The following is a 25,746-nucleotide window of genomic DNA, read 5'->3' on the forward strand; positions in this document are numbered from 1 at the left end:
TTGTACCGGAACCGAGGGCATGCCGCCACAGCTGAGCAGCGCCGCGCCGTCCGGTTCGCCGCTTGGCCAGGGGGCGGCCGCGGGCGGACACCGCTCCATGCTGCCGCCGTGCGGGTCGCCTGAGCCGCCCGCGCCACGTCAGGCCGCCTCGGCCAAGCCGGGCGCATCGAGCGGCCGGTCGCCGATGACGATGCGAAACGGCGGCAGGCCGCGCAGCAGCATGCGGCCCCAATGCGTTCTCCCGAGCCGCGGATCCAGCACCGTCACCGTGCCGTGGTCGTCGTCCGTGCGCAGCAGCCGCCCCGTGGCCTGCGCCAGCCGGATGCCGACCTCCGGCACGCTGCGTTCCAGGAATGCGGAGCGCCCCTGTGCCTCTATCCACTCGCGGCGCGTCTCTTCCAGCGGGTTGTCCGGCACGGAGAACGGCAGCTTGGCGCAGATGACATGGGTGCAGTACTCGCCCGGCAGATCGACGCCCTCGGCCAGGCTGGCCAGACCGAACAGCACCGAGCGCTCGCCCGCATCGATCCGGGCACGGTGGCGCTCGAGCAGCTCGCGCCGGGAGCATTCACCCTGCATGAGCACGCAGGCCTTCAGTTCGTCGGGTAAGGCTGCCTGGACCTCGCGCATCTGCCGGGCCGAGGCGAACAGCACCAGCGAGCCGCGCTGGCGCGCCAGCAAGGCAGGAAGACGCCGCACGATCTCCTGCCCATGGGCGGCCGCATCGCGGGGATCGGCGCGCACTCCCGGGATATGCAGGACCGCCCGGCGCCCATAGTCGAACGGCGATGCCAGCGCCAAAGGTTCCAGTGCCGCATAGCCTTGCAGTCCCGCCTCCTCCAGGAACATGGCGAAGCGCCCGCAGGCGCGCAAGGTCGCCGACGTCAACACCGCAGCGCCGACCTTGTTCCACAGCAGTTCCCGCAGCCGCGGCCCGCCGCTGATCGGCGCCGCGCAGACCAGGAAGTCGTCGCCACCGCCCGAACCCGCATGGCGCTCCACCCAGCGCGCCACGGGCAGCGGATGCTGCGTCTCGTCGCACAGCATCCAGTCCCAGGTCGCGACCAGCTCCTCCAGTTTCGGGAAGTACCCCCCGAGCGTGGCCAGGTGCGGCTGCACGGCCTCGGCACGATCGCCTGCGCGGTCCACGAGCGCCGTGCGGAGCGTCAGAAGGTCCTGGCCCATCGCGCGCGCTGCGTCCAGCACGGCAGCGCCCGCTTTCCGCACCTCCACAGGCAGCACGCCGCCTGCGAAGCGGCTGATGCGTTGCTGGCCAGCGAACTCGCAGTGCCGCCCCACGGCCTCCAGCAGGCGCTCCAGCGCCGCGCACAGCCGCGCGGCAGGGAGGGCAGGATCCGGGAGATCCGGGCCGAACCGGCCGAGCCGCAGCGCCGTGACGGCGGCGCGGGCATCGCGGGCCGCATGGGACACCCAGGAGGCCGCACTGCACACGGAGTGGCGCGAGGCGCAGTGGTCCACCACCTTGGAGGGCAGGCTGTGCGCCTCGTCGAAGACTACCAGCGCCTCGCGCAGATCGGGCAGCGTGCTGCCGGGCTCCATGTCCGCTGCCGCCAGCACGAGGTCGTGGTTGGCGATGGTGAGGTCGGCCTCCTTGGCACGCTGGCGGGCCTGGTAGAAGGGGCAGCGCGCATAGCTCGGACAGCGGCTGCCCAGGCAGCCCGGGCGGTCCGTCGTGACGCTGGCCCAGACGGACTCCGGGATCACCTGCGGCCAGGCGTCGCGGTCTCCGCACCAGCGGCCGGCATCGAAGGCCTCGGCCAGGCGCGAGAACCAGCGCAGCGGCCGCACGCCGGCACCGTCCGCCGCCGCGTCGTCTTGCTGCCCGGGCGCGTCGCGCGGCTCGACCGCGGCCTGCTGGTCCAGACGCTGCGCGAGCCGCGCCGGGCACAGGAAGCGCCGCCGGCCCTTGGCCACGACGTAGGAGACCGGGAACGGCAGAAAGCGCAGCAGGTCCGGCACGTCCTTGTGCAGCAGTTGCTCCTGCAGCGTGACGGTGGACGAGGACACGACCAGCTTGCGGCCGCGCAAGTGCGCCAGCACCAGTGCGGGCAGCAGATAGGCGACCGTCTTGCCGGTGCCCGTTCCGGCCTCGATCACGGCGAGGTGCGCTCCGTCGCTTCGCTCTGCGTCGCTGGCATCGACGCGGGCAAGCGCGTGCGCCACCGCCGCGATCATCTGCAGCTGCGGGCGGCGCGCGCGGAACCCCGGCGATCGTTCGCGGATCGCGTCGAGACACCGTTGCATCAGCTGCTTCTCGTCGGGGGTGAGCATGGCCCAGCATCGCCCCCGTTTCGGCCCGGTCAACCCCGGCGGCGACCGCGAGGCGCAGGCAGCGCATGGCATCGCAGGCTGCGGCGCAGCGCCCTGGACCCGAGCAAGTGCCGCCGCGGGACCGGCAACGATTCCAGGCTTCCGGCGCTGGCTCCTTATCCCGGCGGATACGCTGCAGCACGCCCTGTGGCCGCGTCAAGGTCGCAACTGCGGCACTTCCTTCCCCGGGGGCACGTGCCCTCTAGCGCCGCGCCCGGCGAGCCGCTACCGGCGCCCCGTCCGTGCTGTGGGATCCACAGGCCGAAAGCGCCGTGCTGGAGACGCTGCGGCTTGGCAGATCCAGCAGCATCTGCTGCCGGACCCGCAGGGCGAGCACGCGCGGCGCATGCGCATGCACCTGCGGGCGCGGCATCGCGAGGCGTCACGGACCGCGCCCTGAGGCCGGTGCCGCGGCCCTGCCCGTCCCGATGCCGGGCGGCGCGGGGCCGCAGCCGACTCCGCCGCGCCCGAACTGCCCCAGGTACCTCCGGATTGACGCCGCATGCAGGTGTGGCCCAATCAACCACCGCACGATCACAAGAAGAACCGCACGTTGGACTCCACCACTTCCATTTCCGCGACAGGCTCCAGGTTCGAGCGGCGCAAGCAGGCGCGCCCGGGCGAATTGCTGGAGGCGGCGCTCGCGCTGTTCGTCGAGAAGGGGTTCGCCGCCACCCGCGTCGACGAAGTGGCAGCCCGGGCGGGCGTCTCCAAGGGCACGCTGTTCCTGTACTTCTCCACCAAGGAAGACTTGCTCAAGGCCGTGGTGCGCGAGGTCATCGCAGGACGCTTCGCCGAATGGGGCCGCGAGCTGGACAGCTTCGAGGGCAGCACGGAAGAACTGCTGCGTTACTGCATGCAGGTGTGGTGGCGGCGCGTGGGGGACACGCCGGCCGCGGGCATCTCCAAGCTGATGCTGTGCGAGGCACAGAACTTCCCCGAGCTGTCGGACTTCTACCGGCGCGAGGTCATCGAGCCCGGCAACGAACTGGTCGGCCGCATCCTGCGGCGGGGTGTCGAACGCGGCGAGCTGCGCATTCCCGAAATGCAATACGCCGTCAAGCTCGTGCTCGCACCCATGCTCTTCCTCTCGCTGTGGGAGCATGCGGGAGGACTGCGCACCCCGCAGCCCAACGACTTCGACCAGCAGCGCTTTCTCAGCCTGCACGTCGAGGCACTGCTGCACGGTTGGCGCGCCACGCCATCGGTACCGTCGCCCGCGGCGTGAGTTCCTCCTGCTTCGGCCTTTGCCTCTCTCCAACCGGCCCGCCGACGAAGCACCTCGCGTCCCGGGCCGGCAGGGGTCGGCCCAGGGGATCAGCCACGTGCGCCGGTGGGCTCGGAAGACGAGCGCGCGATGTCTGCAAGGTCGCTCACATAAGCCTGCAGCAACTGGCGGGCGGACGGTTCGGTCGTCGCAGCGGTCCGGTAGAAGCATTCCAGCAGCAGTTCGTCATCGAACTCGCTGATCGCGAGCAGCAGATCGAACCCGCCATCACCGCCCCGATCACCTGACGCGTCGGACTCGAGCAGCCGCGCGATGGTCGCCTCTCCCAGCCAGCACCGCGTGTACCGGAAAGCCACGCCGCCCCGCGCGTCGGCGTATGCCATGCCGGGGCCAGCACCGCCCGCGATCGCCCGGCGCATGTCCTTCGGCATGGCCGTCTCGTCGCGCGGCTGCACGGCGCCACCGGCGACGCCGCGCTGCATCGCCCCACCCTGGCCCGGTTCCGGCCAAAGAACGGTGATCGATGCCTCCCCATGCAGTCCTTGCCGGTCGAGCGCCAGGCCGAACATCGCCAGCAGCATTTCGGCGAGACGGCATCCGCTGCGCCGGGCGGCGCGCCGAAGGTCCCATACCGCCCCATCGGTGATCAGGAGCGAAAGCTGGCCATGGGTCTGTGGCGGCTGCACCGCGGCGCCTGCGCGCCGCGGACCCGGTTCACGGGCATCCGGCGCCATGTCGGCTGCCGCAGACGGCGGCGGTGGGGCGCCAGGCGGACCGAGATCTGCCGGCAACCTGCATGTGGGATCGCACATGGGGTCCATCAGCTCGACAGCCGTCCCTGCACTTCGACCCAGCACGCGAAGAGCGGTTGCCCGCCGATCACCACCGGCGGCGCCGCGCGGTGGGCGGCACAGCCGGCTCGCCGCAGCAGCCGTTCCACGCCGAGCGGAGACACCGTGATCAGGCGCTGGACGCCGTTGTCGGCCGCCAGACGCAGCACCTCGCGCAGCAGCTGCAGGGTGACCGGCGACGAGAACTGGCCCAGGGGATGGGCCCCCGCCTGCGCGAAATCCACGGCCGCGAAACGCGACAGTTCCCAGACGTCGGCGCGCCGCGGCGGCTCGACGCCCCCCATCAGCTGCGGGAACACCTCGCCGAGCAGATAGGGCTTGTCGGTCGGCATCAGGCGGGCGGTGCCGACCAGGCGGCCGTCGTACTCGCGGGCGGCCAGATAGATGGTGTCGGGGCGGTCGAACTGGTCCAGCTCCAGCCCCTCGCGGGCCGGAAGCTCCCATCCGAGCGTCTCGATGAACACCTTGTGCCGGTAACGCGCAATGCCCTCGAACAATTCCGGCGACAGGGACCTCGGGGTGCCTTCAATAATCTCCACATCGGCCTCCAGCAACGACTGACGAGCCGCCATTGCATCGTCAGCCCGCGCTTTGCGGTACTACCAACTGCTGGAGGACACTTATAGCGTGCAGCGCAACAGGACCTGCCGCGGGTTGTCGCGCCACGGCAGCGCGTCCACCACGGTGCCCAGGACTTCGAGATTGCGCCGCCAGGCGTAGTCGGCGCCATGCCGGTCGATCAACATGACGTTGCTGCGGGGCCAGCCCACGCGCGCCAGCCCGAGCACGCCCGGCGCGCACACCAGCCGCCAGTCCCAGCCGATGCTCAGGCACGGCGCGGCGCGGCTGAACCACTCGCTGTAGCCGCAGATCGCGGTCTGTGCGCCGCACCGCGCAATGTCCTGGGGGTCCTGTTCCAGCCGCGAAAGCATGTGCTCCAGCCGAAGGTCGAGCATGGCGTCCAGCGACAGCCGCACAAAGCCATCCGTGCTGGACAGCCAGGGACCTTCACCGTACGCGGGACCGTATTGCCATGTCATGTCGTCATCGTGCGCCTATGCCGCGGGCCGGGCGCTCCGCCGCGCGCACCCGACAGTTTCGGAGAGCGGCGGCGGCCCGTCAAACCGTCGCTGCGCTTCTCACGACAGCAGGCCCATCGCGAGCGCGCGAACGGCGGCGGTTGCCTTGTTGGGCGAATTCATCTTGAGGGTCGCGTTCTTGACGTGGTAGTTCACCGTATCGATGCTGATCGAGAGGATGAGCGCGATCTCCCCGGCGGTCTTGCCGTCGATGGTCCATTTGAGCACTTCCGTCTCCCGGGCCGTCAGGTCGGCGCCCGGCGGTCCGTACAGCCTGGGCTTGAAGTGGCGGCCCAGTGCCATGTGCGCGATGTTCACCAGCCAGGACATCTGCATCCGCTTGTCCGCCATCTCCGTGCCGGTGATCGGCTCGGACGAGCGCGACAGGCTGAGCATGCTCGTCACCCCGTACGCGTCCAGGCTCGACTGGCACCAGCCGTAGCGCAGGCCTGCGGACTGCGCCTCGGACCACAGCCCCGGGGTCGATGCGAAGACCTGTTCGCTCCAGACGAGCGGCACCTGGCTGCTGCGCCCGTGCAGCACCGTGGGGTCGACGCGCACGTAGCCCGCCTCGAGATACCGGTGCTGCCACACCGCGGGGTAGTCGTTGACCAGCATGACCTTCGGATCGGTCACCGGCAGGGGCACGCGCAGCCCGAACGCGCACCACTCGAAGCCCAGGCCCCTGGCGGCGAACGCGATATGGGCGAACACCTCGTCCTCGGCGCCGTCGGGGTCGATGGCCTGCATCAGGGATCCCGCCCAGTTCTCCATGGCTCTTCTCCCGCCCACCCTCCTTCCAGAGAATCCCCACGGCGGCGGGCGCACCGTGCATGGACATGGAACACACTGGTCTACCTTGTGGGCGGCCAACGACTCCCCGCCGCCAGCGGATATTGCTGTCGGCAGGCCGCCCGACACGCAGTGCCGGGCAACGCAACTACCGATTTTGCTGCGATTGCACGGAAATCGGGCAGGTTATTCCGGCGGACCGTCCCCTGGAGCGGGCAGACGCAGGCCACCGGACGGCAGCCGCTGGCGCTGTTCGGTCGTCCGGTGGGTTGCATGCGACGCTCCTCAGCGGCTGGCGCGCCCGGGCTCGCGCTGCAGCAGGGCCAATGCGCGGGCCACACCCAGCCGCGCGTCGCCTCTGCCGAGGCGCACGAGCGCCCGCTGCAACTCGGCGACGAGCGGGGCGTTCTGCGGCACGAGCGCGTTCCAGGACAGGTCGGCGGACTCCGCGCCGGCGAGCGCGCGCCGAGTGGGCGCCCGGGCCCCGAACACATCGATCGCGCCGTCGCCAAGCCGCACGTCGCGCTTCAGCTCGCGCAGCGCCTGTGTGGCGGCCAGGGCGTAGGGCTTGAGCGGATCCGCATCGGACCAGTCCTTCAATGCGGCGGGCCGCTGCAGCGGCCGTGGCGCAGGCTCGACGCGCGCGTAGAGCTCATGGCAGCGCTGCAGGTACCGGCGCTTGCGCAGCGCCACGGAGGGAGGATCGCCGGGCCGGGGCCGCAGCGCCTCGCGCAGCCGGCGTGCCGGGCCGTCCGCGGGGTTCCCTGGCGGGTCGGTGCTTGCTCTGGAGGCGGCAGAGGCGGGCCCCAGCCACCCCGGCCAGTCCCTCGGGGCGCCGTGCGCGATCGCCCTGCCCTCCCAGGCCTCGACGGGCGCGCTGCAGAAGGACCGGGCCGCCTGTCCAAGTCCCGCGGGGCCGAGGAAGACCAGGCTGAGATCGGCGCGGCCGTCGAGCCGGGGCGCCACGCCGAGGAACAAGTCGGCGCGGCGCGTCGAGAGCAGATAGCGCGCCAGCTCGTTGCGCCGGTCCCAGGGCTCGTTGGGATAGCCGAACCGGCGGAACAGATAGGCAAAAAGGTTGCCGTACTCCAGCTGCGTGCCCACGGTGGCCGCGAGCACGGGGTCGAAGGGGCGCGCGGCGCCATGCGCCGGGCGACGCACCGTCGCGAAGCTCAACACCTCAAAGGACCCCGCGCCGTCCGGGAGCGAGGCCAACTGCATTCGAAAGGACATGTCTGACACCTCCGCCTGCATCTTCCACGCCTCGCACCGGGCTTCAACCCCCGGCCGTGGCCAGCCGCAGGGCCCCGGGCTGGTCTGCCAGCCGGGGCGGTCGCGCAGTGTCGCGGGCGAAGGCGGCCGGCCGACCCCGGGGTAAGGCAGTGGGATGCGTGCAGGCGGATGCGTGCGGGCGGATGCGTGCGGGCGAAGCGATGGATGCAGCGGCGGCACCCAGGGGCCGCTGCGGTTGCCGGTGCCGCGCGCAGCGCCGGCGCGGCTGCGGCGGGTCGCGGCCGGATGGCAGGGCCGGGAGCGTGCGCTTCAGCTGTCGGCGCTGAAGCCGATGCTCTTGACGATCGGCTCCCACTTCTTCTGGGCATCGCGCAGCGCCTCCGTCAGTTGCGCAGGCGTGGACGGCGACACCTCCATCCCGAAGGACGCGAAGCTCTCCTCCACCTCCTTGGACGCCAGCGCGCGGTGCACGGCCGCATGGAGCTTCTGCACCGCGAACGCGGGTGCCCCGGCGGGCAGGTAGACGCCGTACCACTCCTGGAACACCATGTTCTTGAAGCCCTGCTCCACCAGCGTGGGCACCTTGGGCGTGAACCGGCTCCGTTCGGACCCGGTCGTCGCGAGGAGCCGCAGCCTGGGCTGGTTCAGGAAAGTGCCCAGCGGGCTGCAGAGCGCCGGAAGGTTGCCGCCGATCATGTCCGTGATCGCCGCGCCGGAGCCCTTGTAGCCGATGTGGGTGATCTCCACGCCCGCCGCCCTGCCGAGCGAGATGGCCGCGAAATGCAGCGTCGACCCCGTGGCGGGCGAGCCCATGCTGGCGCGGTCCGGGTGCGCCTTGTACCAGGCCATCAGGTCGTTCACCGTCCGCACCTGCTCCGGGACCGCGGGGCCGACCGCGATGCCGCAATCGAGGGTTGCGGCCATGGACACCGGCGCGAGATCCGCCGCCGGGTCATAGGGAAGCTTGCGGTAGGTGAACGGATAGACGCCGAGCATCGACATGGGGGTGACGAGAATGCTGGCGCCGTCGGGCGCCGCGGCCTTGACCGCGACCACGGCGAGCTGACCGCCCGCCCCGAGGCGGCTTTCCACCACGACGGCCGGCGCATAGTCGTTGACGAGCCGGTCCCCGATCTTGCGGGCAACGACATCCGTGGTCGTGCCCGGCGGAAAGCCCACGAGGATGCGCGCCAGTTCGGGCCCCGGCGCCGCGCGCAGCGGACCGGACGCGGCCAGCGCCATCGCAGCCGACCCGGCCTGCAGGATCCTTCTCCTCGAATACGCCATCGCTGTCTCCTTTGTCTCTTTTGTTGCGGGCCGGTGCGCGCGGGGCCGCCCAGTACCGTGTTCGCCAGGAGAGTAGCCAAGGCGGCAGCTTGCGTCCAATGCAATTTAAGCCGCCTAGCGTTGCAATCCTTGCAATAAGATGGAGGTGCCGCGCGCCAACGGCGCGGCAGCCGGCGACGAAGGCGGCCGGTCGGGCCAGGCCCGCGCTGAATACACGAAGGAGCCCCTCTTGGACCTGGCCGCATGCATCGCCGAACTCTTGAAGGCACCGACCCTGTCCGCCATGGCGGCGGCGGCCCAGGCACTGCCGGCGCCCACCGCCACGCGTGAAGAGGCCAAGGCTCTCTACGAGCGCCTGGCCGGGTGCATCGCAGCGAACGACCGCCGCGACGCCGTGGCGTCCACGTTGGCCCTGCTGCGCCTCGACGGCAGCACGTGGCTCGCGCGCATGCGCAAGGACGGCCTGTTGCGCGCTTCGCGCTATGGATACGACGGCGGCTGCCTGAAGAAGATCGTGGCGGCGGCGCTCGAACTGTCCGCGACCTCGCCGCTGCCGTCCGAGCAGGTCCAGTACCTGCAGTCCGTGCAGGCGCTGCTGGCGCTCGCCGGGCCCGCGAGGCAGATCCACCGGAGCATCGTCGACCGCCTGAAGGCGCGCCGAGGCGCGGCCCTCAAGACCCTGCTGGCGCTCGTCAACTCCTCGTTCTCCATCAACTGGCTGGGCAGCGAGCAGGCCGACGAGAGCCAGCCGCTGCGCTGGAGCGCCACCGAGCTCGCATCGGCGTTCTCCCGGCTCTACATGATCTCGCGGGACGGTCCCGGCATCGGCGCCCGGACGTGGACCTGGACCGACGACCACGCCGCATCGGCGCATGAGGGCGTCTATTCCAGCCTGCTGGTGGACGCCCTGAGGCTCAACGAGCTGATCGACGCGGAGGTCCTGCTCGATGGCCTTCCGTACAAGGCGCAAGCCACCCCCGCCGGGGTGCTGGTCTCGGCCATCGATCCCGAATTCGAACGATCCGTCCGGCTGGGCTACATCCAGGCCGACCAGCAGTTGCTGATACGCGCGGCCTCGTCCGAGCGGCACCTGGGCGGTGAGCAGCCGAAGCTGCCCTCGTTCCAGGACGCGCTGTCCGCGTTCTTCCAGGCCGGCCTGCTGGAGTTCGTTTCGCTCCGGACAGAGCCCGTAGAGCGGTTCGTGATCACGCTGCCAAGTCTTGCGCCGCTGATCGAGATCCTGAATGTCGACGGCCCGTTCCTGGAGGAGTTCCCTCTCCTCCAAGGCGCCCTGATCGACACCTTCCAGCCGCCCGGCAGCACCGACCTGCGGGTCAGCGGGCAGCTCTCCATCATGGACCTGCTCAAGGCGCAACGGCTGTTCAACCTCATCGACACCATGTTCCGCAAGAAGCTGGAAACGGTGGACGACCCAGTGAAGCGCAGGGTCCTGGGGCTTCGGTCCACCGTGATGGTCGCGCCACGCGCGGATCTGCTGCGGATGCTGCAGGTCGTGATGTCGCCAGAGAAGGCGCAGGAGCTGATCTCGCTGCTGTCGCTGCCGACGACGAACTCCGCGGCGGGCGCCAACGTGTACATCGACCTCCAGTACCGGCCGTTCGTGCACTCGCTGGACCCCAAGGGCGACTATATCGCCATTCCACCGGCGATCGTGGCCAAGTCCAACCTCGCGCGCAGCATCATGCACGCCAGCGGGATCAAGGGCGTGACCGCGGCGGCCGACGATCCGATGCAGGTGGCCGTGGCGACGGCGCTGCGGCAAGCGGGCTTTCTCGTGCGGGAGAGCTTCGACTTCAACATCAGCGGCAGGCGCGAGACCGACATCTTCTGCTACCGCGATGGCGTGCTCTTCGTCATCGAATGCAAGAACGCCTACCACCCGTGCTCGCCGCACGAGCTGCGCAACAGCTACGACCTGGTCCTGAAGGCAGAGGAGCAACTGGACCTCCGCGCCCTATGGCTCGCGGAACCCGGCAACCAGGCGCGGCTCTTCAAGGCGCTTGGCTGGGACGCCACCGCCCCGGCGCGCGTGCGCACCTGCGTGGTCACGGCCAACCGCGCCTTCAGCGGCTACCGCTGCGGCGCCCACCCGGTGCGACAGGCGCACGAGCTGATCAACTTGCTGGTGCGCGGCTACGTGGGAAGAGGTCCCGGAGAGCCGCCGCGCCGCTTCTGGCGCGCCGAGGCCTTCGAGGTCGACGACCTGCTCGACTACCTGGATGGGAAGTCCGTACTCCAGACGCAGCATGCCGCCATGGCCCCCGCAAGGCGCGGCATCGCCCTCAAGGACCGCCGGCTGGAGTTCGCGCAGTTCGTGATGAACCTGGAGGACATGGCCCGGCTCCTCGAGGAATCCTTCGACGCGGCCCAGGACCCCCAGGCACCGCAGGACGGCACCGAGGCGCCGGCCTCGGCGACCGCCGCGCCCTGAAGCGCCATGGCGGCCCACCGGATCTGGCGGACCCCGTGTCCCGCGAGTGAACCGCGCGGATGCCGGGAGCGCGCGGGCCTGGCGGCCATGCGCAACACAGGAGGCGACAGCGATGCCCATCAACCTGAAACAGCTCCACCACATGGTGCTGCTGTCCGAGGAACAGCACTTCGGGCGCGCGGCGGAGCGGGCCTTCCTGTCGGCCTCCGCGTTCAGCCGCAGCGTCGCCGCCCTCGAGGAGTCCGTGTCGATGCCCCTCTTCGACCGGCGGGCGAACGGGGTCCGGCTCACGATGGCAGGCGAGCGGGTGCTCGCCAGGGCCAAAAGGCTCCTGCTGAGCAGCGAGGAGCTGTCCGAGGAGCTGCGGCTCCTGCGCACGGGCGAGCTCGGCGACCTGGTCGTGGGCGCGGGCCCGCTGTCCGCGCCGGCGGTGGTGCTCCCCGCCATCGCCGCGTTCCAGCAAGCCCACCCGCGCGTCGGCGTGCGGCTGGACGTCGCGCACACCCGGGAGCTGCAAAGAAGGCTGATGGAGGAGCAACTCGACTTCTTCGTCGCCGATGTGCGCGAGCTCATCGACCATGAACGCTGCGCGGTCGAGCCGATCGGGCGCATGCGGCTCAGCCTGATGTGCCGCGAAGGCCATCCCCTGGCCGGCCGCGCGACCGTGACCCTCGGGGAGCTGCGGGCGCAGCGGCTCGCCTCCGTCCATATCCCCGCGATCCTGAGCGCCCGGCTGGCGAAGCTGATCGCCCGCGACGAGAAGGGAATGCTGCCGCTGGCCTTGGAATGCGAGAGCGTCATCGTCCTGCGCGAGTACGCGCTTCGGACCGATGCCGTCATCCTCGCCGCGCCGCAGGCCATGGGCGCGGAGCGCCCGGGCTGTGGGCTGTGCAGCCTCCAGGTGCGCGAGTTGTCGCAGCTGGAAGACCAGAACCCGCTTGCCGTGGCCATGGGGCTCGTCACGCTGAAGGACCGCACCCGGACCGCGTCCATGGACATGCTGATCGATGTCCTCCGTACCGGGGCTTCGGCGCGAGGCGGTCAAGCGACCCCCGGCCGCTCAGGGACCGCCAGCGCATCGCCGGCGGCCCGGCGGCCCTCGCGCCGCGACTAGGGCCGGTTCGCACGGACACGGCCCATCGGCGATCGGTGCGATGCACTGGAGAACTGCTGGCGCAGCGGTCGCACGCGCACTTGCTCGCGGGCGTAGGCGGGAAACGAACGGCGGCCCGTGCTATTTCAGCAGGTGCCCGCTGCGCGCCCGCACGACGACGTCGACCCGGTCGGAGGCGGCGGAGGGCGAGGCCGAGAAATTCGCGGTGAAGCCCCCGAGATCGACGCTGCCCATGTTGTTCATGGCGGCGAGTACGCCGCACGCGTCGACCATGCCCGCCGCGGAGGCGCGCTGCAGCGTGTCCACGCAGATGCGCGTCTTGATGGAGCCCACCAGCCCGAGAGCGAACTACGGGCTCGCGGAACCCGGGACGCGGATGACTGGAGGCCACAGTCCGACCGCGCAGTTCACACCCTGTCGCCCGCGAGGAATCCCGCCAGTTCGTCCACCAGCCGCCACCGCGCATGCTCCAGATGCAGAAGGTGCGTACCCCGGTCTATGGTCACGAGCCGCTTGTGCGGCGACCCGAGAGACTCAAAGAGGGCCGCGGCATCACCCTCGCTCGAGAGCTTGTCCTGCGCGCCTCGCACCAGAAGGAGGTCGTGGCGCAGCCGGGGTGCATCGAAGAGCTGTCCTCCCCGGAGCACCTGAAGCGCATCCACCTTTGGGCCCATGGGTGCGCGGAAGCCTTCGGCAGAGCTGCCACGCCCTTGGTCGGAATCCATCAGCGAGCTTTCCGCACACGCCAGCGCAGCGGGGTCTCGATACTCCGCCGCGTCGGCAGCGCCAATCTCCCAGTCCCATCCACGCCTCAGCGCACCACGCAACACGACGGTGTAGCCGCCAAGGCGGGGGTCGAGGTTTGGGGGGACCTTGCCGTCACCGACGTTCGCCGCGGCGCCAGCGGCGGGGCGCCAGACCGGCGCGTAGAGGGCCAGGCGGCGCACGCACCCCGGGGCCGCCAGCGTGAAGTTGGCGCTGCGAGCCGTGCCCCACGAATAGCCGATCAGGTCCACGCAGGCGACGTCCTCTTGCTTTCGCACGAACGCCACGACGTCGGCGAGGTCTGCGACCGCATCGGCCATGCAGCCCAGCGCAGGGCGGCTGTGCTGGGGCGGGACTTCCATGAAGGCCGGGCGGCTCGAACGGCCATAGCCACGAAGATCGAACAGATAGACACGCAGCCCCGCGTCCGCAAGCGCCTGCTGGAGCGAATAGCCGGGAACGTCCAGGATGGCCGACCCCGGCTGAAAGAAGCCGTGAACCAACACCGCGGGCACCGATCCGGGCTTGCCGCGCCTTCGGACAAACAGACACGCATCAGGATCCGAGGTGCTGGGGATGCGCCACTCCTCGGCATGGGTACAACCCTTCGACGGCATCGCTCGGCTACTCCGGCTGTACGCCCGCGAGCCTCATGGCTTCCGCGATCACAGGCCCCTCGCGCTCCACCGCCGCGCGGAACTCGGACGGCGAGTTGCCCAGCGCGCGCCATCCGAAGCCTTGGAGGAACTTCTGCGTCTCCGGCAGCTTCAGCGCCGCGACCGCGGCATCCCGAAGCCGGCTCACCACGGACACGGGAGTTCCGGCGGGTGCGGCCAGGCCCAGCCAGATCGGGACCGCGAAAGTCGGATCGGTGAAGCCCAGCTCGACGAAGGTGGGGACGTCGGGGATCAGCGGTGAACGCTGCGTGCCGGCGATGGCGGAAATGGTGGCAAGGCCCTTCTGCTGGATGTCCAAAGCCTGCGGAATGCTGGCGATCGTCATCTGGATATGTCCGCCCATGAGATCCTGCGCGGCGGGCGCACCTCCTTTGTAGGCGACGATGGTCAGGTTGCCGCGCGTCTGCCGGGCTAGCGCCGAGCCGATCAGGTGCGGGTAGCTCCCTGGGCCCCACGTGCCGTAGTTGAGCGCAGCACCGCCCGGGCCAATTTGCTTCAGCCCTGAGACACCCGCGTCGGTCCGCAAGATCAGCACAGGCGGTGTCAGCGCCAACTGGGTGACGAATGCGAAGTCCTTAAAGGGGTCGTAGGGCAGCTTCTTGAAGAGGTGAGGAACGTAGGTAAAGCTATCGGCCAGCGTCAGAAGCACCGTATGGCCGTCCGCTGGGGCCCGTGCAACCTCGGCGCTGCCAATGGTGCTGCTGGCTCCCGGCTTGTTGTCGACGATCACGGGCTGCTTGAGCATCTCCTGCATGCCCTTGGCAATCTGGCGGCCCGCAGCATCGACTGGTCCTCCCGCCGGGTAGGGAATCACGATGCGAACGGGCTTGACCGGAAAACCCGTCTGCGGCTGAGCTTGAACGCCGCACGCGCCAAACGCGAGCGCGGCGGCAATGAATCGAACGAACTGACGAAGCATGCGTGTCTCCTTGTTGTGGGCGAATCCACAGCCATCTTAGGAACGGCTCGGCGCGACGCCCAACGACGTGGGCCATAGAATCCATCGACGGCATCGATAACCCTGAAATTGACGCATGGCCCTCGACATTGACCTGCTGCGGGTGGTGCAAGCGCTGGCCCGGCATGGCAGCGTGACTGCCGCAGCAGCGAGCCTCAACCTGAGCCAATCGACGGTCAGCCATGCGCTGTCCCGGTTGCGCGCGCACTATGGCGACCCGCTGTTCGAGCGATCGGGAAACCAGTTGACGCGCACGCCGCTGGCAATCAAGCTTGCCACCGAGGCCGAGCGTCTGCTGCTCGACTTCGAGCGCGTCCAGAGACTGAGCGAGTCTTTCGATCCGCAGCGCTCCAGCCGGGTCTTCCGCATCCACATGATCGACGTGGCGGAACTTGTGTTCCTGCCCGGCCTGTTGCGGCGCATCGCCAACGAAGACTGGCGCATCGGACTGGAGATCGTGCGTGCAGGCGGCGAGGAGGTGTGGGCCGAGCTCGAGGCGGGCCGGATCGACCTCGTGATCGGCACGCCCAGCAAGGCCCATCCGAACCTCTATCGCCAACGGCTGCTGGAGCAGCAGTACGTCGGCATTGCGCGCAAATCCCATCCATTGCGCGCAGAGCTGCAGACGGTCAGCGGCTACCTGCGCAGCGCGCATTGTGTGGTCACGCCGCGCGGCCCGGCCATCGGACGCATCGAGGCCGCGCTGGCCGCTCTCTCGCCTTCCCGCCGAGTGCAGCTACAGGTTCCGGATTTTCTGTCCGTGCCCTCGCTCGTTGCGCAGTCCGACCTGGTGGCGGCCGTACCCGAGAGCCTTGTCGCCCTCCATCCGGATAGGCCGCGTCTGCACGTTTTCGCGCTGCCCATTGCCCAGCCCCGCTTCACCGTGGTTCAGCATTGGCATCGTCGGGTCCATGGCGACGGCGCGAACAAGTGGCTTCGCACGCTGCTGCGTCAGGTGGCGCCACAACTATTGGCATCCGGTCACTGAAGTCCGGGGACTTTCTACCTCGGTGATCGGCCGTCTCTGCAGTCGGACCCTTGCACGAGATTCACGCAGGGCTAGGCAGTCAGCGCCGAGGCGGCGGGATGCCGGCGTCACTTCAACAGGTGCCCGCTGCGCGACCGCACGACGATATCGACCCGGTCGGAGGCGGCGGAGGGCGAGGCCGAGAAATTCGCGGTGAAGCCCCCGAGATCGACGCTGCCCATGGTGTTCATGGCGGCGAGTACGCCGCGCGCGTCGACCATGCCCGCCGCGGAGGCGCGCCGCAGCGCGTCCACGCAGATGCGCGCGTTGATGTAGCCCTCCATCCCGGCGAAGGTCACCGCCTGTCCGCCGCCCGCGAAACGCTCCGCGTGCTCCTGCAGGTCCCGGGTCAACTGGATCGACGCGACCTCGGGGTTGGGAACGACCGAGGTGAAACCCACCACCCTGCCCGAGAACCCGGTCAGCAGCGAGTTCACGTTGCCCGCGGCGAAGGTCGTGACGAACAACGGCCACCGGTCGCTGGCTTCCTGGCTCAGCCTGGATACGAGTGCGAAGCCCTCCACGCCCATGTCCACGAACATCGCGTGGTACCTGCCCGAAGTGGCCTCGGAGCGGAAACGCGCCACCGATGCCGACGCGGAAGGGTCCACGTCGAGCACGGTCGATGCGATGCGCTGCCGCGCGAAGGCCTCCTGCAGCGCGGCCGCGCCCTCGGAGACGGGAAGCCGGTCGGTGACGATCACGACCTTGCTCGTGCCGAGCGCCAGCATCTGCTTGGTCAGCGCCTCCGCCTCCATCGCATAGGTCGCGCGCGTGCGGAACACATAAGGGTTGGCGTCCCGGCCGAGGGCTGCCGCCCCCGACATCGGGCCGATCAGCGCCACCTTCTCGGTGCGCGCCACCTGCGCGCCCGCCGCGCAGGCGGCATCGCCCACGCAGTTGAGCAACGCGACCGCCTTGTGCTGGGTGACCAGCTGGCGCAGGTTGTCGACGTGGCGGCGCGGGTCGCCTCCATCGTCCAAGGTGAGCAGCTTGAGCTGCCGCCCGCGGATGCCTCCCGAGGCGTTGACGAACTCGATGTAGGCCCGGGCGCCCGCACTGGCGCGCGCGGCACTGCCGTCGTCGGCGCTGCCCAGGGGCAGGGACTGGCCAATGACCAGCGGCTCGGCGGCGAAGGCCCAGCCGGCTGGTGCCAGCGCGAGCCAGGCCGCGGCGCGCAGCAGACGGCGCCGCGCCCATCCGGGGCGGGGCTTCGATCCAGGCTGCGCTGCGTCTCCCGAATGCACCAATGCATTTCCCATGGCGGTTCTCCTACTTGGACAGTTGGACTTCAGAAGGGATGCGGCGGGCCCACGTCTCGTTCGCCGCATCGATATGGGTGGGCGGGAGCGCGTCGTCCGGCGGCGCCGACCGCAGCAGCCCGGCAATCTGGTGCGCCGCCACGGCCTTGGAAAACAGCCAGCCCTGGTACGCATCGCAGCCGTAGCGCACGAGCAGCGAAAGCTGCTCGGTGCTCTCCACGCCCTCGGCCACCACCCGCAGGCCCAGGGTCTGCGCCAGCACGACGATGGCCCGCACGAGGGCGGCATCTTCGGGGCTGCGCAACAAAGGGCGCAGGAAATCGCGGTCGATCTTGATGCGCGACACCGGCAGATGCTTCAGATAGGCCAGCGAGGAATAACCGGTCCCGAAATCGTCCAGCGTGATGGAGATGCCCAGCCGTTGCAGGCGCCACAGCACCTGCCTGGCCTGCTCCGGATCCGCCATGGCTTCCGATTCGGTCACTTCGATCTCCAGGAGATCGGGACGCGCGCCATGCCGAGCCAGGCTGCGCTCGATCTGCTCGACGAGGTCCACCTGGCGCAGTTGCTGCGTCGACAGGTTGACCGCGACACGCAGCGGCAGGCCGGCCTCCGTCCACGCGGCGATCTGCCGGCACGCGCGGTCGATCACCCAGGCACCCAGTGCGAGGATCATGCCCGTGGCCTCCGCCACGGGGATGAAACGGCTGGGCGGGATCTCCCCGAGTTGGGGATGGGTCCATCGCAGCAGTGCTTCCACTGATTCGACCTCGGCCGTGGCCACATTGACCTGCGGCTGGTAGTGCAGTTCCAGCCCGTCGGAGTCCAGCGCGATCTTGAGCTGCTCGCGCAGCTGGAGCTTCTCCTCCATGCGCCAGCCCATGTGGTGCGCGTAGAAGGCGTAGCTGGCGCGGCCGGAATTCTTGGCGTGGTACATGGCCATGTCCGCGTAGCGCAGCAGCGTGGTGGCGTCCCGCGCATCCCTGGGATACACGGCGATTCCCAGGCTGGCGCTGAACGCCAGATCGAAGCCGTGCATCCGGTAGGGCTGGCACAGGACACCGAGCAGCTTGGCGGCCACTTGCTCCACGTCCTGGGGCTGCGCGATCGCGGGCAGGACCACGGTGAACTCGTCGCCACCGAGCCGCGCCACGGTATCGCCGGCACGCAGCGCGCTTTGGAGCCGCCGCGACGCCTCCAGCAGCAGCCGTTCGCCCGCGGCATGCCCATAGCCGTCGTTGATGGCCTTGAAGTCGTCCAGGTCCAGCAGCAACAACGCGAAGGACTGGCCCGTTCGCTCCGAAACGGCGATGGCCTGTTCGAGTTCCAGGCCAAACTGCCAGCGGTTGGCCAGGCCCGTCAGCGTATCGTGGGTGGCCTGGAAGCGGATCCTGGCCTCCAGCCCGCGCACGTCCGAGATATCGCGCACGAATGCCACGGCGGTTCCGCCGGAGACATCCGTGTGGCCCAGCGCGATAGCCACGGCCGTCAGGCTGCCGTCCTTGCGCATGATCCGGAAATCCTGTCCCCTGCCCATGGGCCTGCCCGACGGCGACCGGAAATACGCCTCCAGCTGGCGGGCGTGCGCGTCGCGGGCGGCCGGCGGAAGGAAGATGCCTACCGACTGTCCGCACAGTTCCTCGGACGCATAGCCGGAGATGGCCTCCATGGCCGCATTGACCATGACGATGTGCCCTGCCCGGTCCACCATCAGGATCCCGTCGGGAGATGCCTCCATGGCCGCAAGCGCCAGGGTTTCCCGGTGCGGCAGATGCCGCGCCGGGACCGGGGATGCATCCTCGAGGAGCCCGGGCCCCTTTTGTCCATCCGTGCCTGTCATCGCGTCAGCTGTCCAGCTTGAAGCCGGACTTCTCGATGATGGGCTTCCAGGTAGCGTAGTCCGCGCGGGCGAGCCTGGCCAACCGCTGCGCGCTGCCGCTCTCGGTCTGCATGCCAAAGCCGGCGATGCGCTCGCGCACCTCCTGTTGCGCCAGCACCGCCTGGAGCGCCTCGTTCAGGCGCGACACCACCTCCGCCGCCGCGTCGTGCGGCAGGTAGAGGGCCGACCAGCCGCGGGGCACGGACGGATAGCCGAGTTCACCGAAGGTGGGAACGTCGGGAAGCAGCGCGCTGCGCTGGTCGCCGGTGACGGCCTGGATGCGCGTCCTGCCGGACCGGTGGAACTCCAGCATGTCCGAGGCCAGCGCGTTGACGCCAAAGGTGATCTGCCCGCCGGACGCCAGCGCCGTCAGCAGGGGGGCGCCGCCCTGGTAGGGCACGGCCGTCAGCGGCACGCCAAACTTCTCGCCCAGCACCAGTCCGAAGAAATGCGGCGCGCTGCCCGCGCCGGGGTGGCCGAACGCCGCGCGATCAGGGCTTCTGCGGAGCCATTCGGCCAGCGCCCCCAGCGAGTCGGCCCTGGGGTCCGGACCCGTGGCCAGCACATAGGAAAAGCTCGAGACCGCCGCCACCGGCGTGAAGTCCTGGAACACGTCGAAGCCGAGCCTCGTGAACACATGCGGCGCATGCACCATGAGGGAGTCCGTGGCCAGCATCAGGTTCGTTCCGTCCGCTGGCTGGCGCTTGAAGAGGCTTGCGGCCAGCCGCGCGCCCGCCCCGGGGCGGTTCTCCACGATCACGGTTCGCCGAAGTTCCCGTTCCAATCCCTGCGCCAGCAAGCGCGCGATGGCGTCCATCAGCCCCCCGGGCGGGTAGCCCACCGTAAACTTCACGACGGCGCCCGGCTGTGCGAGGGCCGGGGCGGCGAGGCAGGCCGCCGCCGCGCCCGCGGCGCGCAGGAGCGTGCGGCGGGACGCGCGCGGGGGCGGCGGCGGGTGCCGCAGCGAAGCTGTGCTCATGACATGTCTCCTGGTCTCGTTTTGTTCTACTTACTCAGTGCGCCCTCTCCGGGGCGCCTGGGTGGGCCGGAGACACGCTCCGGCCCGGTGCGCGTCAGGCCGCCAGCTGCTCCGCCCCTTGGCGAGCCAGGCGCTCGCGCAGCTCCGCCCGCACTCCTTCGACCTTGTCCGCGTGCGCCTGGCGCACATGGCCGTAGCCGCGAATCCGTTCGGGCAGCGCCGCGAGTTCGACCGCCGCATCAGCCGTCTCCGGCGCCGCCTGCCCGAGGATCAGATCGAGATCCGCCTCGTAGCGCGCGAGCAGGCCCAGGGCCAGCTTGCGCTCCGGCGTGCGGCGGAAGGGATCGAGCCAGGTGTTGCGCAAGCCACGCAGCCGCTGCAGCACGCCCATGGCCGACAGCATCCAGGGTCCCACCTCGCGCTTGTGCCAGTGGCCCTCGGCGTCACGCCGGCCGAACGGCCAGGCCCCCAGGTGGAAGTGCAGCTTGTAGTCGCCCTCGAACTGCGCCTCGATCGAGCGCCGGAACTCCGGCGCGCTGTACAGGCGGGCGACCTCGAACTCGTCCTTCTCGGCCAGCAGCTTGTAGTAGTAGCGCGCGGCCGCGCGCGCCAGGCGGCCGTTGGCGCCGATGGCCGCGTCCTTGCGCTGCACCTTGGCCACCCGATCGCGGTAGCGTTGCGCGTAGGCGCTGTTCTGGTAGTCGGTCAGGCGGCGGCTGCGGTCCTCCACAATGTCTTCCACGCGCTGCAGCGGCCGCGGCGCGAACTGGATGACCTGGCCATCCGAGGCCTTGGCCGCGGCGCGCTCGACCGCCTTGAGGTCCACGGCGGCGCGCCGGCCCCACTCGAAGCTCTGGCGGTTGAAATCGACCTCGACGCCGTTGAGCTCGATCGCCCGCTGCAGCGCCGCCAGCGTCACCGGGATGCGGCCGTGCTGCCACGCGAAGCCGACCAGGAACATGTTGATGGCGATCGCATCGCCCATGAGGGTGGTGGCCAGGCGGCTCGCGTCGAGCGCGTGCAGATGGCCCTGGGTGCGCTCGCCGAGGCGGTTGAGCAACTGCTCGGCGTGCGGATCCCAGTCGGGGGACTTGGTGAACTCGCCGGTGGGGTTCACCGCCGTGTTCACGACGACGAAGCTGCGCTCGGCGGCGACCTTGGACAAGGCCTCCTGGCTCGCCGTCACGATCAGGTCGCAGCCGATCACCGCGTCGGCCTCGCCGACCGTGAGGCGCGAACTCGGGATCGCGGCCGCATCGGTCGCGAAGCGCAGGTGCGTCATCACGGCGCCGTACTTCTGCGCCAGGCCGGTCAGGTCCAGGAGGCTGGTGGCCAGGCCGTCGAGCTGGGCCGCCTGCCCCAGGACCGTGCCCACGGTCACGATGCCCGTGCCGCCGATGCCGGCCAGCAGGACGTTGTAGCCGCCCTCCACGCCGCGCAGCGTCGGCTCCGGCAGCGCCGGCCAGTCGCCACCGGCGGCCCCGCCGCGCGCCGGGCGCCTGAGTTGCCCGCCGTGGACGGTGACGAAGCTCGGGCAGAAGCCTTCCACGCAGGAGAAGTCCTTGTTGCAGCTGGACTGGTTGATCCGCCGCTTGCGGCCGAGCTCGGTCTCCAGCGGTTCGACCGACATGCAGTTGGATTTGACGCCGCAGTCGCCGCAGCCTTCGCAGACCTCGGCGTTGATGAAGGTGCGCTTGTCGGGGTCGGGCGCCTTCTTGCGCTTGCGCAGCCGGCGCAGCTCCGTGGCGCAGGCCTGGTCATAGACCAGCACCGACACGCCGTCGAACTCGCGCAGCTCGCGCTGCACCGCATCGAGCTCGACGCGCGGGCGCAGCGTCACGCCATCGGGCAGCGTCACCCCGTCGTAGCGTCCGGTGTCGTCGGTGACCACGACGATGCGGCCCACGCCTTCGGCGCGCGCGATGTCGATGATCCGGGCCACGGTGACGTCGCCATCGTGGTGCTGTCCGCCGGTCATCGAGACGTAGCCGTTGTACAGGACCTTGTAGGTCACGCGCACGCGCGCCGCCACCGCCTGGCGCAGCGCCAGGCTGCCCGAGTGGTAGAAGGTGCCGTCGCCGATGTTCACGAAGACATGCCGCTCGTCGGTGAAGGACGACTGGCCGACCCAGAACATCCCCTCGCCGCCCATGTGCGTGACCGTGCCCGTGGTCTCCGGGCGGATCCACATCGCCATGCCGTGGCAGCCGATGCCGGGCATCGCCCGGCTGCCCTCGGGCACCACGGTGGACGTGTTGTGCGGACAGCCCGAGCAGAAGTTGGGCATGCGCACCGGGCCCGGTGAGGCCGGCGCCATCTGCACGGCGTCGGTGGACGGAATGCCCGCGAGCAGCGCGATCGAGCGCGCGACGATCTGGGGCGAGAGCTCGCCGGAGATCGGCAGCTGCCCGGGCTCGGGCCGTCCCATGCCGGGCGGCATCGCCTTGCCGACCACGCGCACCTGCGCGCCGCCCCCCAGCTCCTGCAGGATGGCGCGCAGCTGCTCTTCGATGAAGGGACGCTTTTCCTCGATGACCAGCACGGCCTCCAGGCCCTGGACGAACTCGGCGGTGATCTGCGGATCGACCGGCCAGATCAGCCCGAGCTTGAGCAGGCGCAGGCCGGCCGCTTCCGCCCCGGCATCGTCCAGCCCGAGGAGCGCCAGCGCCGCGCGGACGTCGCTCCAGCTCTTGCCGGCCGAGACGATGCCCAGGCGCGGCTGCTTCGGTTGAAGCCGGATCTGGTTCAGGCCATTGGCCCGCGCATAGGTGAGCGCCGCGGGAATGCGGTGCTCGTACAGGCGCGCCTCCATCTCGAGGGGCGGCTCGTTGCGCTTGATGTGCAGGCCTGCAGGCGGGTCGGTGGGCAGCGGCGGCAGGGCGACCTGCAGGCGCGCGGGGCGCACGTCGACGACACTGGTCGTCTCAACGACGTCGGTGACGAGCTTCAGCGATGCCCAGCAGCCGGCGTAGCGGCTCATCGCGATGGCGTGCAGGCCGTAGTCCAGGATCTCCTGCGTGTTGCAGGGATACAGGATAGGCAGCCCGAGGGCCTTGAGCTGCAGGTCGGACTGCGCGGAGCGCGACGAGGACTTGGCGGCGTGGTCGTCGCCGACCAGCGCGATGGCGCCGCCGAGCGGCGCCGTGCCCGCGGTGTTGGCATGCATCAGGGCGTCGCCGCTGCGGTCCACGCCCGGGCTCTTGCCGTACCAGATGCCGAACACGCCGTCGACCTTGGCGCCGGGATACAGCTGGACGAACTGCGTGCCCCACACGGCCGTCGCCGCGAGGTCCTCGTTGACGCCCGGCTGGAACTTGATGTTCTCCGCCTCGAGCCGGTCCTTCAGGCGCAGCAGCTCCATGTCGTAGGTGGCCAGCGGCGAGCCGCGGTAGCCTGAGATGAAGCCCCCGGTGTTGAGGCCGGCGGCCCGGTCGCGCCAGCGCTGCTCCAGCGGCAGCCGCGCCAGGGCCTCCGTGCCCGACAGGAGGGCGCTGTCCGCCTCCTGTCCATAGCGGTCCGGCTGGACCTCCTGCAAGGTCGATGAAATCTTCATGGTGTCTCCTGTGTCTCGTGGGCTACGCCGGCGATGGCGGCCGCCAGCCGCCGGGCCGGCGTCCAATAGCCGTAGGGGTTGCCGCGCTGCGCGGCGTAGTGCGCCAGGCGGCCGGCGATGACGTCCAGCCCGATCTCCCCGGCCATCCACATCGGCCCGCCGCGGTGGTCGGGGAAGCCATAGCCCGCCACCCACACCACGTCGATGTCGCCGGGCCGGTAGGCGATGCCCTCGTCGAGGATCTTCAGGCCCTCGTTGATCAGCGGGTACATCAGGCGCTCGACGATTTCCTCGGGCCCGATGCGCTCGCGCCGCGCGATACCGTGTTCCGCGGCCAGCGCCGCGGCGATCGCGGTCACCTGCGGGTCGGGCAGCGGACTGCGCCCCTCGTAGCGGTAGTAGCCGGCGCCGGTCTTCTGGCCGAAGCGGCCGAGTTCGAACAGCTTGCGCACCAGCGCCCGGTAGCTCGGATCCGGCGGTAGCCCGCCAGCCTTGCCGTACTCGATGACGGTGCGGGCGCCGACATCCACGCCGGCCATGTCGAGCATGCGGCACGGCCCCATGGCCATGCCCAGGGCCTCCACGGCCGCGTCCACCTGCGCCGGCTCGGCGCCCTCCAGGATCAGGAACTCCGCCTCGCGCATGTACACCTCGGCCATGCGGTTGCCAATGAAGCCGTAGCAGACGCCCGAGACCACCGGCACCTTCCCGATCGTGGAGGCCAGCTTCATCACGGTGGCCAGCACGTCCGGCGCGGTGGCCGCGCCGCGCACCACCTCCAGCAGCCGCATCACGTTGGCCGGGCTGAAGAAGTGCATTCCCACCACGTCGGCCGGGCGGCCGGTGGCGCGCGCGAGCGCGTCCACGTCCAGCGTGGAGGTGTTGGTGGCGATGATGGCGCCCGGCTTGACGGCCGCGCCCAGCCTGGCGCAGACCTCGGTCTTGAGGGCGAGGTCCTCGAACACCGCCTCGATGACCAGGTCGCAGTCGCCCAGAGCGGCGTAGTCGAGGGCGCCCTGCAGCAGCGCCATGCGCTGGTCGACCTGCTCGCGCGTGAGCCGCCCCTTGGCGGCGCTGGCCTCGTAGTTCCTGCGCACCAGCCCCAGGCCGCGCTGCAGGGCCTCGTCGGAGACTTCCACGACGACCGTGGGGATACCGGCGTTGGCGAAGTTCATCGCGATACCGCCGCCCATCGTGCCGGCGCCGACGATGCCGACCTTGCGGACGGGGCGCAACGCCGTGTCGCGCGGCAGGCCGGGGATCTTCATCGCCTCGCGCTCGGCGAAGAACAGGTGGCGCAGCGCGCGCGCAGAGGGCGAGGGCACCAGTTGCTCGAACTCGGCCGCCTCGACCGCCGCGCCCTGCGCGAACGGCAGTTCCTGGGCCGCGCGCACGCAGCGCACGGCGGCGGCGAGCTGCGGCCAGCCGGGCTTCTTCGCGGCGGCCGCCTCCGCCCGGTCCAGCGCCTCGGCGGAGGCCGGCGCGGCGGTCAGCGTGCTGGCGCGGCGCAGCGGCGCGCCCGCCGCGAGCACGGCCCGGGCCGCGGCCAGCCCGATGGCGCGCGGCTCGCCCTCGGCGATCGCGTCCACCAGTCCGGCCGAGGCCGCCTGCGCCGCGCCGATCATGCGCCCGCTCGAGATCAGCTCCAGCGCAAGCTCGGCCCCGGCGAGCCGGGGCAGGCGCTGGGTGCCCAGGGAGCCCGGAATGATGCCGATCTTCACCTCGGGAAGGCCCAGGCGCGTCTGGGGCTGCGCCACGCGGTGGTGGCAGGCCATGGCCAGCTCCAGGCCGCCGCCGAGCACCGTGCCGTGCAACGCCACGACCACGGGGCGCGCCTGCGCCTCGAGGCGGGCCAGGAAGGTGTTGAAGCGCGCCGTCGGGAAACCGGGCTGCTCGAGGGCCGTGATGTCGGCGCCGGCCACCCAGGTGCGCCCGCGGCCGTACAGCACGAGCGCGTCCAGGTCGGGGGTCGCCTCGAACTGCTCCAGTGCGGATGCCAGCCCGTCGACGACGGGGATGGACAGGGCGTTGACCGGAGGATTGTGGATCTCGACCAGGCCGATGCGGCCGTCGCGGGAGAAGGTGATGGGAGAGGTCATGGCGGAAGACGTGGAGCGGTCCGGGCGTGGGTGTTGTTCGAGAATCTCGCGTTCGGTACGGAGACGCCACCGGCCCGGGCGGACGGCCCGGTCACCACGCTCCTGCGGGGGCGAACGCCCGGCCCGTTGGCCGCCGGCGTCGCCCGCGGAAGCTGTTTCGTCTCCCCATGTAAATTGAGC

The 25,746-nt window shown here is 70.3% G+C and carries 20 protein-coding genes; 5 read left to right on the forward strand and 15 right to left on the reverse strand.

The window, feature by feature from the left end:
• Positions 1-138: 138 nt before the first annotated feature.
• A complete protein-coding gene (gene dinG / locus AC1RDS_RS13840; RefSeq protein WP_059400388.1) occupies positions 139-2,292 on the reverse strand; it encodes an ATP-dependent DNA helicase DinG in 2,154 nt (717 codons plus the stop codon).
• A 541-nt stretch (positions 2,293-2,833) separates the two neighbouring features.
• Between dinG and AC1RDS_RS13845 the strand changes: the two genes are divergently transcribed.
• Entirely contained in the window at positions 2,834-3,559 is a 726-nt protein-coding gene (locus AC1RDS_RS13845) for a TetR/AcrR family transcriptional regulator (RefSeq protein ID WP_082136773.1), read from the forward strand.
• Between the two features lie 89 nt (positions 3,560-3,648).
• On the opposite strand, the gene AC1RDS_RS13850 is transcribed toward AC1RDS_RS13845, so the two are convergent.
• The 5 genes from AC1RDS_RS13850 to AC1RDS_RS13870 all read right to left on the reverse strand — a co-directional run bounded on the left by AC1RDS_RS13850 (position 3,649) and on the right by AC1RDS_RS13870 (position 7,514).
• On the reverse strand, positions 3,649-4,293 hold the full coding sequence (locus AC1RDS_RS13850) for a hypothetical protein (protein ID WP_139222806.1): 645 nt from the start codon (positions 4,291-4,293) through the stop codon (positions 3,649-3,651).
• Between the two features lie 86 nt (positions 4,294-4,379).
• Positions 4,380-4,982 (reverse strand): acyl-homoserine-lactone synthase, encoded by a 603-nt coding sequence (locus AC1RDS_RS13855; RefSeq protein WP_092939581.1) that lies wholly within the window; start codon positions 4,980-4,982, stop codon positions 4,380-4,382.
• 48 nt (positions 4,983-5,030) lie between these two features.
• Positions 5,031-5,450 carry a DUF4902 domain-containing protein gene (locus tag AC1RDS_RS13860; protein WP_059400386.1) on the reverse strand — a complete coding sequence of 140 codons (420 nt, stop codon included), beginning with the start codon at positions 5,448-5,450 and terminating at the stop codon, positions 5,031-5,033.
• A 99-nt stretch (positions 5,451-5,549) separates the two neighbouring features.
• Positions 5,550-6,239 carry an autoinducer binding domain-containing protein gene (locus AC1RDS_RS13865; RefSeq protein ID WP_092939644.1) on the reverse strand — a complete coding sequence of 230 codons (690 nt, stop codon included), beginning with the start codon at positions 6,237-6,239 and terminating at the stop codon, positions 5,550-5,552.
• A gap of 327 nt (positions 6,240-6,566) precedes the next feature.
• Complete coding sequence (locus tag AC1RDS_RS13870) at positions 6,567-7,514, reverse strand: hypothetical protein (protein WP_139222805.1); 948 nt, start codon at positions 7,512-7,514, stop codon at positions 6,567-6,569.
• On the opposite strand from AC1RDS_RS13870, the gene AC1RDS_RS13875 reads away from it, so the two are divergent.
• Positions 7,513-7,659, forward strand: coding sequence for a hypothetical protein (locus AC1RDS_RS13875; RefSeq protein WP_492227107.1), 147 nt, complete (start codon positions 7,513-7,515; stop codon positions 7,657-7,659). The genes AC1RDS_RS13870 and AC1RDS_RS13875 overlap by 2 nt on opposite strands.
• A 164-nt stretch (positions 7,660-7,823) precedes the next feature.
• On the opposite strand, the gene AC1RDS_RS13880 is transcribed toward AC1RDS_RS13875, so the two are convergent.
• Positions 7,824-8,801: a tripartite tricarboxylate transporter substrate-binding protein gene (locus AC1RDS_RS13880; protein ID WP_063840195.1), complete on the reverse strand. Its 978-nt coding sequence runs from the start codon at positions 8,799-8,801 to the stop codon at positions 7,824-7,826.
• 139 nt (positions 8,802-8,940) lie between these two features.
• Between AC1RDS_RS13880 and AC1RDS_RS13885 the strand changes: the two genes are divergently transcribed.
• Positions 8,941-11,253 (forward strand): hypothetical protein, encoded by a 2,313-nt coding sequence (locus AC1RDS_RS13885; RefSeq protein WP_059400382.1) that lies wholly within the window; start codon positions 8,941-8,943, stop codon positions 11,251-11,253.
• Between the two features lie 112 nt (positions 11,254-11,365).
• On the forward strand, positions 11,366-12,367 hold the full coding sequence (locus AC1RDS_RS13890) for a LysR family transcriptional regulator (RefSeq protein ID WP_059400381.1): 1,002 nt from the start codon (positions 11,366-11,368) through the stop codon (positions 12,365-12,367).
• A 120-nt stretch (positions 12,368-12,487) separates the two neighbouring features.
• Here the strand turns inward: AC1RDS_RS13890 and AC1RDS_RS13895 are convergent, their stop codons facing one another.
• From AC1RDS_RS13895 to AC1RDS_RS13905, 3 genes are all read right to left on the reverse strand, one after another.
• On the reverse strand, positions 12,488-12,700 hold the full coding sequence (locus AC1RDS_RS13895) for a hypothetical protein (RefSeq protein WP_059400380.1): 213 nt from the start codon (positions 12,698-12,700) through the stop codon (positions 12,488-12,490).
• A gap of 74 nt (positions 12,701-12,774) precedes the next feature.
• Positions 12,775-13,749: an alpha/beta fold hydrolase gene (locus tag AC1RDS_RS13900; protein WP_082136771.1), complete on the reverse strand. Its 975-nt coding sequence runs from the start codon at positions 13,747-13,749 to the stop codon at positions 12,775-12,777.
• A gap of 7 nt (positions 13,750-13,756) precedes the next feature.
• The gene (locus AC1RDS_RS13905) at positions 13,757-14,728 is read right to left on the reverse strand and encodes a Bug family tripartite tricarboxylate transporter substrate binding protein (protein WP_059400378.1); all 972 of its coding nucleotides are present in this window, start codon (positions 14,726-14,728) and stop codon (positions 13,757-13,759) included.
• Between the two features lie 115 nt (positions 14,729-14,843).
• Between AC1RDS_RS13905 and AC1RDS_RS13910 the strand changes: the two genes are divergently transcribed.
• Positions 14,844-15,755 carry a LysR family transcriptional regulator gene (locus AC1RDS_RS13910; RefSeq protein ID WP_059400377.1) on the forward strand — a complete coding sequence of 304 codons (912 nt, stop codon included), beginning with the start codon at positions 14,844-14,846 and terminating at the stop codon, positions 15,753-15,755.
• Between the two features lie 107 nt (positions 15,756-15,862).
• On the opposite strand, the gene AC1RDS_RS13915 is transcribed toward AC1RDS_RS13910, so the two are convergent.
• The 5 genes from AC1RDS_RS13915 to AC1RDS_RS13935 all read right to left on the reverse strand — a co-directional run bounded on the left by AC1RDS_RS13915 (position 15,863) and on the right by AC1RDS_RS13935 (position 25,566).
• Positions 15,863-17,056 carry an ABC transporter substrate-binding protein gene (locus AC1RDS_RS13915; RefSeq protein ID WP_059400376.1) on the reverse strand — a complete coding sequence of 398 codons (1,194 nt, stop codon included), beginning with the start codon at positions 17,054-17,056 and terminating at the stop codon, positions 15,863-15,865.
• Positions 17,057-17,066: 10 nt separating this feature from the next.
• On the reverse strand, positions 17,067-18,794 hold the full coding sequence (locus AC1RDS_RS13920; protein WP_063840194.1) for a putative bifunctional diguanylate cyclase/phosphodiesterase: 1,728 nt from the start codon (positions 18,792-18,794) through the stop codon (positions 17,067-17,069).
• A 106-nt stretch (positions 18,795-18,900) separates the two neighbouring features.
• On the reverse strand, positions 18,901-19,788 hold the full coding sequence (locus AC1RDS_RS13925; RefSeq protein WP_492227108.1) for a tripartite tricarboxylate transporter substrate-binding protein: 888 nt from the start codon (positions 19,786-19,788) through the stop codon (positions 18,901-18,903).
• Between the two features lie 220 nt (positions 19,789-20,008).
• Positions 20,009-23,467: an indolepyruvate ferredoxin oxidoreductase family protein gene (locus tag AC1RDS_RS13930; RefSeq protein ID WP_059400374.1), complete on the reverse strand. Its 3,459-nt coding sequence runs from the start codon at positions 23,465-23,467 to the stop codon at positions 20,009-20,011.
• Positions 23,464-25,566 carry a 3-hydroxyacyl-CoA dehydrogenase NAD-binding domain-containing protein gene (locus AC1RDS_RS13935; RefSeq protein ID WP_059400373.1) on the reverse strand — a complete coding sequence of 701 codons (2,103 nt, stop codon included), beginning with the start codon at positions 25,564-25,566 and terminating at the stop codon, positions 23,464-23,466. The genes AC1RDS_RS13930 and AC1RDS_RS13935 overlap by 4 nt, the downstream gene beginning before the upstream one ends.
• Between the last annotated feature and the right edge of the window lie 180 nt (positions 25,567-25,746).

This window comes from Acidovorax sp. GW823-FHT02H02 (assembly GCF_058797075.1).